Annotated in this window: 12 protein-coding genes and 1 pseudogene; 5 read left to right on the forward strand and 8 right to left on the reverse strand. The window is 59.6% G+C overall.

What is annotated here, in order from left to right:
- Positions 1-17 precede the first annotated feature (17 nt).
- Positions 18-680, reverse strand: a complete 663-nt coding sequence (locus EJA72_RS20225; RefSeq protein WP_157713139.1) for a LysE family translocator — start codon at positions 678-680, stop codon at positions 18-20.
- Positions 681-819: 139 nt separating this feature from the next.
- Here EJA72_RS20225 and alaC point away from each other — a divergent pair, with 139 nt between their 5' ends.
- Positions 820-2,031, forward strand: coding sequence for an alanine transaminase (gene alaC, locus EJA72_RS20230; RefSeq protein ID WP_157713140.1), 1,212 nt, complete (start codon positions 820-822; stop codon positions 2,029-2,031).
- 241 nt (positions 2,032-2,272) lie between these two features.
- On the opposite strand, the gene EJA72_RS20235 is transcribed toward alaC, so the two are convergent.
- Together EJA72_RS20235 and EJA72_RS20240 are read right to left on the reverse strand one after the other, a co-directional pair.
- On the reverse strand, positions 2,273-3,625 hold the full coding sequence (locus tag EJA72_RS20235; RefSeq protein ID WP_157713141.1) for a GntP family permease: 1,353 nt from the start codon (positions 3,623-3,625) through the stop codon (positions 2,273-2,275).
- Positions 3,626-3,707: 82 nt separating this feature from the next.
- The gene (locus tag EJA72_RS20240) at positions 3,708-4,241 is read right to left on the reverse strand and encodes a gluconokinase (RefSeq protein ID WP_157713142.1); all 534 of its coding nucleotides are present in this window, start codon (positions 4,239-4,241) and stop codon (positions 3,708-3,710) included.
- 215 nt (positions 4,242-4,456) lie between these two features.
- Here EJA72_RS20240 and EJA72_RS20245 point away from each other — a divergent pair, with 215 nt between their 5' ends.
- Positions 4,457-5,488, forward strand: coding sequence for a LacI family DNA-binding transcriptional regulator (locus EJA72_RS20245; protein WP_157713143.1), 1,032 nt, complete (start codon positions 4,457-4,459; stop codon positions 5,486-5,488).
- A 155-nt stretch (positions 5,489-5,643) separates the two neighbouring features.
- Here EJA72_RS20245 and EJA72_RS20250 read toward each other — a convergent pair whose 3' ends face one another.
- Positions 5,644-5,892, reverse strand: a complete 249-nt coding sequence (locus EJA72_RS20250) for a DUF6124 family protein (RefSeq protein ID WP_157713144.1) — start codon at positions 5,890-5,892, stop codon at positions 5,644-5,646.
- 501 nt (positions 5,893-6,393) lie between these two features.
- Here EJA72_RS20250 and EJA72_RS20255 point away from each other — a divergent pair.
- The 3 genes from EJA72_RS20255 to EJA72_RS20265 all read left to right on the forward strand — a co-directional run bounded on the left by EJA72_RS20255 (position 6,394) and on the right by EJA72_RS20265 (position 9,286).
- Entirely contained in the window at positions 6,394-7,026 is a 633-nt protein-coding gene (locus EJA72_RS20255) for a glutathione S-transferase family protein (RefSeq protein ID WP_157713145.1), read from the forward strand.
- Between the two features lie 132 nt (positions 7,027-7,158).
- Positions 7,159-8,583, forward strand: a complete 1,425-nt coding sequence (locus EJA72_RS20260) for an MFS transporter (RefSeq protein ID WP_157713146.1) — start codon at positions 7,159-7,161, stop codon at positions 8,581-8,583.
- A gap of 154 nt (positions 8,584-8,737) precedes the next feature.
- Complete coding sequence (locus EJA72_RS20265; RefSeq protein WP_157713147.1) at positions 8,738-9,286, forward strand: hypothetical protein; 549 nt, start codon at positions 8,738-8,740, stop codon at positions 9,284-9,286.
- A gap of 139 nt (positions 9,287-9,425) precedes the next feature.
- Here EJA72_RS20265 and EJA72_RS29785 read toward each other — a convergent pair whose 3' ends face one another.
- The 4 genes and pseudogenes from EJA72_RS29785 to EJA72_RS20280 form a co-directional block, all read right to left on the reverse strand.
- Positions 9,426-9,965 (reverse strand): methyl-accepting chemotaxis protein, encoded by a 540-nt coding sequence (locus EJA72_RS29785; protein WP_372240724.1) that lies wholly within the window; start codon positions 9,963-9,965, stop codon positions 9,426-9,428.
- A gap of 3 nt (positions 9,966-9,968) precedes the next feature.
- A pseudogene (locus EJA72_RS29790) lies at positions 9,969-10,745 on the reverse strand (PAS domain-containing protein); the annotation flags it as partial.
- 665 nt (positions 10,746-11,410) lie between these two features.
- A complete protein-coding gene (locus tag EJA72_RS20275) occupies positions 11,411-12,424 on the reverse strand; it encodes an ABC transporter substrate-binding protein (RefSeq protein ID WP_157713149.1) in 1,014 nt (337 codons plus the stop codon).
- A complete protein-coding gene (locus EJA72_RS20280; protein WP_157713150.1) occupies positions 12,421-12,954 on the reverse strand; it encodes a sigma-70 family RNA polymerase sigma factor in 534 nt (177 codons plus the stop codon). Before EJA72_RS20280 ends, EJA72_RS20275 begins: the two co-directional genes overlap by 4 nt.
- Between the last annotated feature and the right edge of the window lie 47 nt (positions 12,955-13,001).

Genomic DNA, 13,001 nt, shown 5'->3' on the forward strand with positions numbered 1-13,001 from the left:
AAACCCGATTCGCCCACTTACAGGGCGTGCAACTGCTCGACGGCACCCGCGCCGACAAACTCGTTGTAACCGGATAGGATCACGTACACCGCGAAATAGCAGAAGATCGCCGCCGATGCCATGTAGGAGTACCGCAACAGTTTGTCGCCCAGCAACCGGCCGCCATGACTCGCGGCGAAGCACAATCCCGCACTCCAGAGCAGTCCCGCGAAGAAGAACCCGCTCAGGAACAATGCCGAACTGACGGGGCCCGCCGCGCCGGAACGAGCGATCAAGGTGCCGCCCACTGCGGCGAACCAGAGGATCGCGCTGGGTGACGACATCGCGAGGAAAATGCCGCGAAAAAACTCTTTGCGATGGGAGTTGTGGCCGACTTCGGCGGTCTGCGCCAACACCGCTTCATGGTGAATCGCCGAGTAGATCATCTTCGCCGCGAAATAAATCAGCAGCGCCGAACCGCCGATCCACAACACCCAGCGCACGGTTTCGTATTGCAGCAAAACGGTCATGCCCGCCAGGGCCAGCACCGCGTAGATCAGGTCGCCGACACAGGTCCCCAACCCCAGCGCAAACCCCTGGAAATAGCCGCGTTGCATGGCCAGCGTGATCATCGCGATATTGGCCACGCCGATATCCAGGCACAACGAAAGGCTCAGCAAAAAGCCGCTGCTAAATTCCATCAACCGATTTCCTTCGGAAAAAATTGTTTACACACTGGCTGGACAGTGTGCCACGACAGCCCTTACATTCCGCAACAGGTCACCGCAGTGACCAGCGTCGCTCGGACGGTTCCGGGCGCTTACGTTATCCGAGGCAACAATGGCCGAACAAGGTTCGCCGCGCCGTTTTTCGCGCATAGATCGACTCCCCCCTTACGTTTTCAACATCACCGCCGAGCTGAAGATGGCCGCCCGTCGTCGTGGCGAAGACATCATCGACTTGAGCATGGGCAACCCCGACGGCCCCACGCCGCCGCACATTGTCGAAAAGCTCGTCACCGTCGCCCAGCGCGAAGACACCCATGGCTACTCGACGTCCAAGGGCATCCCGCGCCTGCGCCGGGCGATTTCCAACTGGTACAAGGATCGCTACGAGGTCGACATCGACCCCGAAACCGAAGCCATCGTCACCATCGGTTCCAAGGAAGGCCTGGCGCACTTGATGCTGGCCACCCTCGACCAGGGCGACACGGTACTGGTGCCGAACCCGAGCTACCCGATTCACATCTACGGTGCCGTGATTGCCGGCGCCCAGGTGCGGTCGGTGCCGCTGGTTCCGGGCGTGGACTTCTTCGCCGAACTGGAACGGGCCATTCGCGGCTCGATCCCGAAACCGAAAATGATGATCCTCGGCTTCCCGTCCAACCCGACCGCGCAGTGCGTGGAGCTGGACTTCTTCGAGCGGGTGATCGCCCTCGCCAAACAGTACGACGTACTGGTGGTGCACGACCTGGCCTACGCCGACATCGTCTACGACGGCTGGAAAGCCCCGTCGATCATGCAGGTGCCCGGCGCCAAGGACATCGCGGTGGAGTTTTTCACCCTGTCCAAGAGCTACAACATGGCCGGCTGGCGCGTCGGTTTCATGGTCGGTAACGCCGAACTGGTCAACGCCCTGGCGCGGATCAAGAGTTACCACGACTACGGCACGTTCACCCCGCTGCAAGTCGCCGCCATTGCAGCGCTGGAAGGCGATCAGCAATGCGTGCTCGACATCGCCGAGCAATACCGCCAGCGACGCAACGTGCTGGTCAAAGGCCTGCATGAATTGGGCTGGATGGTCGAAAACCCGAAAGCGTCGATGTACGTCTGGGCCAAGATTCCCGAGGCGTATGCGCATCTGGGTTCGCTGGAATTCGCCAAGAAGCTGCTGGCCGAAGCGAAAGTCTGCGTCTCGCCGGGTGTCGGGTTCGGGGAATATGGGGATGATCATGTGCGCTTCGCACTGATCGAAAACCAGGACCGGATTCGTCAGGCCGTACGCGGGATTCGCGGGATGTTCCGGGCGGATGGGTTGGTCAGTAAATCCTGACACCTGACACAAAAACCTGTGGGAATCACACTACTGTGGCGAGGGAGCTTGCTCCCGCTCGGCTGCGAAGCAGTCGTAAAACCGGAAAACGCGTTCTTCCTGATGTATCGCGGTGTCTGGTATGGGGCCGCTTCGCAGCCCAGCGGGAGCAAGCTCCCTCGCCACAAGAAGTGCACGTCACAATATTCTTTTCAACAAAAAAACCGCATCACTGCGGTTTTTTTGTATTTGCCGAATGTGCTTAGACAAACATCGACAACAGCAGGATAAAGCCCAGCGCCACCACGGACAGGATGGTTTCCATCGCTGTCCAGGTCTTGAAGGTTTCCGCCACGGTCATGTTGAAGTACTGCTTCACCAGCCAGAAACCGGCGTCGTTGACGTGCGACAAGATCAACGAACCGGCACCGGTGGCCAGCACCAACAGCTCACGGTTCACACCCGGAATCATCCCCACCACCGGCACCACAATGCCCGCGCCGGTAATGGTCGCCACGGTCGCCGAACCGGTTGCCACGCGAATCACCGCCGCCACCAGCCAGGCCAGCAGGATCGGCGAGATCTGTGCGTTGACCGCCATGTGGCCGATCACGTCACCCACGCCGCTGGTCACCAGCATCTGCTTGAAGCCACCACCGGCACCGATGATCAGAATGATCGCGGCGGTCGGCGCAAGGCTCGCGTCGAGCAATTTCAGGATGCGTTTGGAGTCGATACCCTGGCGATGGCCGAAGGTGTAGAGCGACAACAACAACGCCAGCAACAACGCGGAGATCGGGTGACCGACCAGGTCCATGAAGGTGCGGAAGAAGTTGCCATCCGGCAGCGCCACGTCGGCGAAGGTCTTGAGCAACATCAGGAACACCGGCAACAGCACGGTGACCAGGGTGATGCCGAAGCTTGGCAGGTCGGCGGATTCCGGCTCGCGGGCCAGTTGATCCACCAGTTCCTGGTTCGGATGACCCGGGATGTATTTGGCGATGAACGTGCCGTAGATCGGGCCGGCAATGATGGCCGTCGGCAGCGCAACGATCAGGCCGTACAGAATGGTTTTACCGATGTCGGCACCGAACACGCCGATGGCCAGCAGCGGGCCCGGGTGCGGTGGCACCAGGCCGTGTACCGCGGACAGACCGGCCAGCAGCGGGATACCGATCTTGATGATCGACACGCCGGTACGCCGCGCAACGATGAACACCAGCGGGATCAGCAGTACAAAACCGATTTCGAAGAACAGCGGGATGCCGACCAGGAAGGCCGCGAACATCATCGCCCACTGCACCTTTTCCTTGCCGAACGCCCGGATCAGGGTCTGGGCAATCTGATCCGCCCCGCCCGACTCGGCCATCATTTTGCCGAGCATGGTGCCCAGCGCCAGGATGATGCCGACGAAGCCGAGCACGCCACCGAAGCCGTCCTGGAACGCCTTGATGATGGTGCCGATCGGCATGCCGGACGTCAGCCCGAGAAAGGCGGCGGCAATGATCAGGGCAATGAACGGGTGAAGCTTGAACTTGGTGATCAGGACAATAAGCCCGATGACCGTGACCACTGCATCAAGCAGCAGGAACGTCTCGTGGGACATGCCAAACATTAGGGGTGTCTCCTGGTTGTTGTTGTTATTAAAGCGGGTAATTCGCAGGCCGACAGGACAGCGCTATCTTTTTCGGCGGCACTCATACGGCTTGTTTCAGGCCGTTGGCCAGCCACCAGATGTGCGCCTGCTTCGCCAATTGGTCGACGCTATGGGTGGACGCGTCCAGAGCCAGGGTCAGGGGCTCGCCAACAGGTGATTCAAGGGTCGCGAACTGGCTGTCGATCAAGGTCGACGGCATGAAGTGGCCCGGCCGATGGGAAACACGGTCGGCGGCGACTTCAGGCGTGAGTTCAAGAAACACAAAGCCCAGGCCCGGCAAGGCACTGCGCAGGACTTCGCGGTAACTGTGTTTGAGCGCCGAGCAGGTCAGCACCGGACGCTGGCCCGTGGCGTCGACGCGACGCAGTTCAACGCACAGGCTGTCGAGCCAGCCGGCGCGGTCCTCGTCGTTCAGGGGAATACCCGCGCTCATCTTTTCGATATTGGCGGCAGGGTGGAAAGTATCGCCTTCAATGGCAGTGGCGCTGCTGAGCTCGCACAGGGCATCGCAGACGCTTGTCTTGCCGCAACCGGCAACGCCCATGATGACCAGGGCGGTGATGGGATGATTCATGTAACACCTCAGCGCGCAGACAGCGCTACCTTTGCCAGTTATGACACTAGACGAAAAGTAGAAGTTGCCGACGCCTTCTTGTCATTTTTGTGGGTTGCAGCATGTTCGTTCCCAACGCCGAAAAGCGAGGTTCAGGCAAAACTCGCTTACGCATTTGCAGCTGCTTCGGGACAGCGCTACCTTAGTGCCTTGAATTTTGTTTGGCAAGCCGCCCGATGACCACCCCTAAAAACGATAAAAATACGCGAACCACTGGCCGTCCCACCCTGAATGAAGTTGCCCGATTGGCCGGCGTCAGCCCGATTACCGCTTCCCGCGCCTTGCGTGGGGTCAGCACGGTGGCTACCGAACTGGTGGAAAAAGTCCAGAAAGCCGCCCTCGACCTTAACTACGTGGTCAACCCCGCCGCCCGCGCCTTGGCCTCGGCCCAGAGCCATTCGGTGGTGGTGCTGGTGCCGTCGCTGTCCAACCTGTTGTTCATCGACACGCTGGAAGCCATTCATCAGGTGTTGCGCCCCAAAGGCTTCGAAGTGCTGATCGGCAACTTCCACTATTCGCGCGATGAAGAAGAAAACCTGCTGCGCAATTACATGGCCTATCAGCCGCGCGGCTTGCTGCTGACCGGGTTTGATCGCACGGAAAGTTCGCGGCGGATGATCGAGGCGAGCAACATTCCGTGCGTGTACATGATGGAACTGGACAGCGCGGCGGGCGTGAATTGCGTGGGTTTTTCACAACTTGCCGCCGGCGAAACCGCGGCCGAGCATTTGTTGTCCCGCGGCCGCAAGCGCCTGGCGTATATCGGCGCGCAACTGGATCAACGCACCTTGCTGCGCGGCGAAGGGTTTCGTAAAGCCCTGCAAAAAGCCGGCTTGTATGACCCGGACCTGGAAGTGCTGACGCCGCGCGCGTCCTCCGTCGGCCTGGGTGGCGAATTGTTCCTGCAACTGATGGCCAGTCATCCCGATGTCGACGCGATCTTTTTTGGTAACGACGACCTGGCGCAGGGCGCGCTGCTGGAAGCGATGCGTTGCGGAATCAAGATCCCCGAGCAAGTGGCGATCCTCGGCTTCAACGACCTGCCCGCCTCGGCGCACATGGTGCCGCGCCTGAGCAGCATCAGCACCCCGCGCGAGGCCATTGGCCGTCGCTCGGCCGAACTGATGCTGACCTTGCTGGCCGGCAACACCGTGGCAAAACCGGTGCAGGACATGGGGTTTGAGTTGAAGGTGCGTGAGAGTACCTGAGTACGCCCGGCTGAACGGGCTCCTGTGGCGAGGGAGCTTGCTCCCGCTCGGGTGCGCAGCAACCGCAACACGGCCACTACGGCTTACCTGAAAAAACGCGGTTGGGAGCGCTTCGCACTCCAGCGGGAGCAAGCTCCCTCGCCACAGGTTCGGTGCTATTGCTGCGGATCAAGGTTATCCAGCACCCGATTCACCGCCAACTCGGCCAGCATGATGATCTGTGCAATCGCCAGTGCCGTGTTGCGATGCGGGCCTTCCAGAAAAGTCGCAAAATCATTGGTCATCACACTCGCCGAGGCCAGTGATTCGCAGGCGTGGGCCAGCAGGGTTTCGTTATTGATGTCCGGTGCAATCGAGAACATTGGGCTGGGTTTGCGCGGGGGGTTCGGCGTGGGTTTGAACATGATGACGCTCCTGGAGTCATGGAGCTGCCACGATTCGCTGCTAGACGAATGTAAGGTGACAGCTGTACGCGGGCTAGCAGACCGGGACTCTAGAACCGGTAGACCCGAAGGTCTTCCCACGCACAGCCGCCATAACGTGAACGGATCACGAACGGTGGACGCCATGCATCTAAAGTATCCGGGCTGCTAGACCCGATCGCTGAATGGGCAGCGACACGGAACCATAGAGCCCGGGCACCAGACGCACAAGCCGGCGGATTCTGGCGTAGTTGTAGGCAATGGCGCAAGAAACTGTAGCCTTTGGAAACCCCCTGAAACCGCTTTCCTAAGGACCCTTCCTACACCCCTGCACGCTGCTCGTTCTCACGCCGCCAGGCAGCGCATCGCCCATGCCGCCGCTTTTCAACTAATCTTGAAAGTGCTCCCTATCCCGCTTATTGCCTGGCACGGTCGACGTCCTGTTAAAGTCGCGAAACGTCGAATCGCTAACGGAGTAGCTCCATGGAACACGCACTGAAAATCCTCGGTAAAGCCTCGTCCATCAACGTCCGAAAAGTCCTGTGGACTTGCGAAGAACTGGGTGTTTCCTACGAGCGTGAAGATTGGGGCAGCGGTTACGCGTCGACCCACACGCCGGAGTTTCTACGGCTCAACCCCAATGCGCTAGTGCCGGTGATCATCGACGAGGCCGGCGTGTTGTGGGAGTCCAACACCATCTGCCGTTACCTCGCCGGCAAACAGCAAAACACCGAACTGCTCCCGCACGAACCGGCGGCACGCGCCCGGGTGGAACAGTGGATGGATTGGCAAGCCACCGAACTCAATCCGTCCTGGAGTTATGCCTTCACCTCGTTGGTGCGCAAGGACCCGGAATTCCAGGATGCGCACCGGCTCGCCGTTGGCGTAAGGGGCTGGAATCAGAAAATGGCCATCCTCGAACATCAACTCTCAGTCACCAAAGCCTATGTCGCCGGGCCGCACTTCACGCTGGCCGACATTGTCATCGGGCTGTCGGTGAATCGCTGGCTGATGACGCCCATCGAGCGCCCCGACTATCCGGCTATCGATGAGTATTTCCAACGGTTGGCCCAACGCCCGGGATTCATGAAACATGGCTGCAATGGCCTGCCTTGAGCGACCAGTCGTTAAAACCTGGAGATTCATGGCAATAATCCGGCGAATTCAGGCGTACACACGCAGAAATTCACAAGCATTCATTTCCGATAGCAGGCTAAGCTCTTCCATCAATAAAAATTGGATCAGCTTATGTCTGCCAGCAATCCCTCAGTCGCCATACCGGACGGCATCGACCCCGTCCGGGCCGCGCAAATCTCCGCACGCATTGACCGACTTCCCGCCGTCTCGACCCTGTGGCGTTTGGTGGCGCTGCTGTCGATCGGCGGCTTTTTCGAGCTCTATGACCTGTTCCAGACGGCCTACATCAGCCCGGGCCTGATCCGCGACGGAATCTTCGCCACCGGCAGCCAAGGCGTGTTCGGTTTCTCTGATCAGGCAGCCTTTGCCTCGGCGACGTTTCTTGGGCTGTTCCTCGGTGCCAGCCTGCTCAGCCCGATGGCCGACCGTTTCGGCCGACGCGCCATCTTCACCTTCGCGCTGGTCTGGTACACGCTCGCGACCGTCGCCATGGGTGTCCAGAGCTCGGCGCTGGGCATTATCTGCATGCGCTTTCTGGTGGGCATCGGGTTGGGCATCGAATTGGTGACCATCGACGCCTACCTCTCGGAACTGGTGCCCAAGCGCATGCGCAGTTCGGCGTTTGCCTTCGCGTTTTTCGTGCAGTTTTTGTCCGTGCCGGCGGTGGCGCTAATGTCGTGGTGGCTGGTGCCGCAAGCGCCGTTCGGCGTGTCCGGCTGGCGTTGGGTGGTGTTGGCCAGTGCGGTGTTTGCGCTGTTCATCTGGTGGTTGCGCAAGCGCCTGCCGGAATCGCCGCGCTGGCTGGCCCAGCATGGGCGCTTTGACGAAGCCGGCAAGATTCTTGACGACATTGAAGCGCGCTGCGTGAAGGACCAGGGCAAACCACTGGACGAGCCAGAACTGGCGGCGGTGGATATTCAGGGCACCGGGCGTTTCGCCGATATCTGGCAACCGCCGTACCGTCGTCGAGCCTTGATGCTGATCGTGTTTCACGTGTTCCAGGCCATCGGCTTCTTCGGTTTCGGCAACTGGTTGCCGGCGCTGTTGTCCGGCCAGGGTGTGAGCGTGACGCACAGCCTGATGTACGCGTTCATCATCACCCTCGCCTACCCGCTTGGGCCGCTGTTGTTTGTGAAGTTCGCCAATCGCTTCGAGAACAAGTGGCAGATCGTTGGTTCGGCACTGGGCGCCATGACGTTCGGTACGCTGTTCGCGTTGCAGACCAGCGCCTTTGGCCTGATCTTCTGCGGCGTGATGATCACCTTCTGCAACGCCTGGCTGAGCTTCAGTTATCACTCGTACCAAAGTGAATTGTTCCCCACCAACATCCGCGCCCGGGCGGTGGGGTTCTGTTACTCATTCAGTCGGTTGTCGACGGTGTTCAGCAGCTTGCTGATCGGGATTTTTCTCGAGCACTTCGGCACGCCGGGTGTATTGGCGTTTATCGTCAGCAGCATGTTGATCGTGATGGTGACCATCGGCTGGTTCGGCCCGCGCACCCGCAACCTGGCGCTGGAAAACATTGCTCATCGCTGAAGAAGCGGCAGCCCGCAACTGCCGCCTAACGGCAATAGTTCACCGCACACTCCATTGAACTGACGTCGAGCCCCCTGAAAACAGGGGGTTTGGGCGACGGCACGCTAATTGCTCCCGCTGCTGTACCCCCAAACAATGACAAGGTCTACTCATCATGCTGGTCAGTGCAAAACAGACATTAGTGACGCCGACGCCCAAACGCCCCGGTGACGAGCCGACCGCGGACGCCGCCAGTGGCCTCCAGTCCACGCTGGTGCAGCACCTGCAAAACACGTTGCAGATGCAAACCTTCAAAAACAATGCAGGTGTTGAGGCGAGCACCGCCAACCACACCACGCAACAGGTCAGCGCCGCCAGCAAAATAAGCGACAACGTGGATGAAGCGTTCGCCAAAACCCGCGTGACGCTGCAAGCGACCGATACCTCGACTACGTCAAAGTCCACCGATAGCTCGGCCATGGCGGATTTCAAGGACTACATGAGCAAGTCGCCGGAGCAGCGCTTGCACGACAGCATCCTGCAAGAGATGGGGCTGACCGAAGACGAAGTGAAAGCGATGCCGCCAGAGAAGCAACTGGCCATCGGCAAAGAGATTGCCCAGCGCATGGAAGACAAGTTGAAGCTGGCCAAGACCGAGAAAGAAGACAGCAGCAGCGATAAAAGCGGCAGCCAGGTTGTGGATAAATTCCTGGCTTCGCTGTGACGACGCCACTGTAGGAGCGAGCTTGCTCGCGATGGGCTAGAGATCGCCGCGGGGTATCAGGTGCCCCGCGTCATCGTTTACGACCATCGTCGGAACGCCGCCCGGAGCTAGCTCGCTCCTACAGGTTATGCGTTGGGTGTCAGTTCAACTGCAACGTCGAGTTGAACTGACTGATCGCGTCCACCACATGCCGCGAGCCCATCTGGATTTCGAGGATCACCTCGCCCGCCTCGTTCGCCAACTCGACGCCAAGACCGGTTCGGCTCAAGCTCGACTGCATGCTCGACACCGCACTCAACGACAAATCATGGTTCTTGCGCACCACCTCGACGATCTCCAGCGTCGCCTGGCTCGTGCGTGCCGCGAGGCTACGAACCTCATCCGCCACCACCGCAAACCCGCGCCCGTGTTCCCCCGCCCTGGCCGCTTCGATGGCCGCGTTCAGCGCCAGCAAGTTGGTCTGGTCGGCAATGCCGCGGATGGTCTGAACAATGGTGCCGATGATGTCGGACTGTTTGCTGACCGCATCGATACTCACTGCCGCTTCGTTCAGGTTCTTGGAAATGTCCTGGATGATCTGCACGGTTTGTTGCACCACCTGTGACCCTTTCTGCGCACAGGCGTCGTTCTGCACCGAGGTGCTGTGGGCCGATTCCGCGGCGGTTTGCAGCGTGGTCACTTGATTCGTAATGTCGCTGGCAAACTTGACCACTTTGTAGAGACGGCCCTTGGCATCGAACAGCGGGTTGTAAGAGGCCTCCAGAAAAATGGTATGGCCGTATTTGTCTTTGCGTTCGAAACGGTGCGAGTGGTATTCGCCGCGATTGAGCGATGCCCAAAACGCCTTGTAGTGTTGTGATTCGGCTTCAGTGCGGTGGCAAAACATGCTGTGGTGATGACCAACCACTTCGTTGAGCGAGTAATGCGTAGTCTTCAGGAAGTTCTCATTGGCGCGAATCACATTGCCTTCGGGGGTGAATTCAATCACGGCCATGGAACGACCGATCGCCGCGAGCATGCTTTCGTTTTCATGTTCTTTGTTGACCCTGTCGGTAATGTCCGAGGCCACTTTGATCACGCTTTTGACTTGGCGATCCGGGCCGAACACCGGCATGTAACTGGCTTCGAGCCAGACCTCCTTACCACGCTTGTTCAATCGCTGAAAGGTACCGCTGACCGGTTCGCCACGGGCCAGGTCACGCCACAACTTCGCATACTCGTCACTGCGATAAAATGCTTCTTCGCAAAAGATACGGTGATGTTTGCCGAGCACTTCATCGGCGCTGTAACCCATGGTGCTGCAAAAGTTTTCGTTGGCATCGAGCACGACGCCTTCGGGGGTGAACTCGATCATCGCCATCGAACGGCTGACAGCGGCCAACTTGGCGTTGGCTTCGGTCAGCGCGCAACTGAAGCGCTCGATTTCCTGCAGGTCAGCCTTGTGATGTAGGTTAAACATGGTCGTATCACCCTAAGCGCGGTCTTTTGATTGATGAAAGTTCGGTCTTTCAACGTATCCACCACTACGTTCCATGGAACAGGCACACGCATGCCTCCATTTGAGGCCTTGTCAGGTGATAAATGATGTTCAATCGGAGAGTCCATTAAGCGACGCTCTTATCAAGACATCCTTCTCTTGATAGCCCTGGATCGGGCCAGCCCTAACGTTGTTATAAGTAATTCCATCTACCAGATATCTCCCTTTCCCTAGCGCGGTGCCTTGGGTTGCGCACTCTCGCAATGTCGCCCACACAGGTTGGCCGACACAGTTAGTTACGAGTGAGCATAGACAGCCGTTTTGGCTAAGCAAGGCCATTAGTCGGCCAGTATTGAGGACAAAATCGGTTCAGCGGGCGGGTTTAGCGGTCGCTTGGGGGGATGTTGATTGCGACTGATTTGGATGGGGCAGTTTCAGGCGAGGATTGGATTGCGCACGACCGTTCAAGCGATGTTGACCGCGGCGTTGGGTGTTCGCCTTGAGACCATCGCGAGCAGGCTCGCTCCCACAGGGGATATTTGTCACACCATAGATCCCTGTGGATCCCACAGGGACTTGCGTCGCGCCAGAGATCCACTGTGGGAGCGAGCCTGCTCGCGATGGCGATTAACCAGGCGCTGTAGAACTTACAGACTCTCACTCACTTTTCTGGCCACCTCCCCCGGCACCCACCCCTTCCACACCTGCGGCTGATCCCGCAAAAATGCTTGCGCCACCTCACGCGGTTTCTCGCGCTTTTCGCTCATCTGCGCCAGTGTCTGGTTCAACAGATCAATCGGGAAATCCACTTTCTCGAAGAACGCCACCAGGTCCGGGTACTGCGTCTTGAACGGTGCTGACACGCCGATGGCCAAGCTGGCCGGCATCGAGCGCGTGCCTTTAGGGTGGGGATTGTTGGCATCGGCCAGGGTCTTCCACGCCTCGGCGTCGAAGGGCGGTTCTTCCAGCTTCACCAGTTTGAAACGACCCAACAGCGGTGTCGGCGACCAGTAGTAAAACAGCACCGGTTTGCCGCGCCGGATCGATGAAGCCACTTCCGCGTCCAGCGCCGCGCCGGAGCCGGTGCGGAAGTTGACGAAGCTCGCGGTCAGGTCATAAGCCTTGAGTTTCTGGCTGTTGACGATTTCGGAGGTCCAGCCGGTCGGGCTGTTGAGGAAGCGCCCGCGGCTCGGGTCCTCGGGGTCGCGAAACACGTCCTTGTAGCGGGCCAGGTCGGCGACGGATTTCAGCTCCGGGGCCAGCGGTTTGATCCCACGTTCCGGGTCGCCCTTGATCACGTATTCCGGCACCCACCAGCCTTCGGTGGCGCCCTTGACCGTGTCGCCCAGGCCAAACACTTTGCCCTCCGATGCGGCCTTGACCCAGGCCGGACTGCGACCGGCCCACTCTTCGCCGATCACTTGAATGTCGTTCTTGGCCAACGCCGCTTCGAGGCTGACGGTGCTGCCCGGCAGCGTATCGGTCGGGTAGCCGTAACCCTTCTCGACGATCAGCCGCAGGATTTCGGTGATCAGGCTGCCGCTTTCCCAGGTGATGTCGCCGAAGTGGATGGGCGCGTTCTTTTCCGCCGCCGGGGCGTGGGTCGCCACGAGGCTCAGGGCCAGCAGCGAACTGCCGAGCAGGCTTTTGATTGATTTCATGCGGACCTCTGGTGCAAGGGTTCATTGGCGCTGTGCTGGGCGCACAACGCTTGGGAGCGGGTCATGTAGACGCTGACCGAACGCTGGGAAATGCCCAGCTCGGCGGCAATTTGCGGGTAGGTCAGGCCATCGATCCGCGACAACAGGAACGTCGCGCGAACCTTGCCCGGCAACCGCTTCAATGTGCGGTCGAGGCCGTGCAAGGCCTGGGTCAGTTGCAGCAAAACCTCGGGCGAGGTCACCGGCCCCTGATCAATGTGTTGCAGCTGGTCGAGGTGCTGACGTTCAAGATCGCGGCGACGCCAAAGCTGGTAGATCAGCCGGCGGGCGATGGTGATGAGCAAGGCGCGAGGCTCGCGGATCGGGGTCAGCCCTGGGGATTCGAGCAGTTGCACGAAGGTTTCGGCCGCGATGTCTTCGACGCTGAAACCGGCCCCCGGAATCTGGCGCAGTCGAGCGCACAACCAGGGGTAATGAGCGCGGAACAATCCGCCCACGTCATGGCGATGGGATGAGTCGGTGCCGGACATAGAGGCTCCAGGGTTAGGGGTCGCTGAATGTCCGGTCGTCCGGTGAA

The sequence above is a fragment of the Pseudomonas sp. PB120 genome, from assembly GCF_009761815.1.
Classification (GTDB): domain Bacteria; phylum Pseudomonadota; class Gammaproteobacteria; order Pseudomonadales; family Pseudomonadaceae; genus Aquipseudomonas.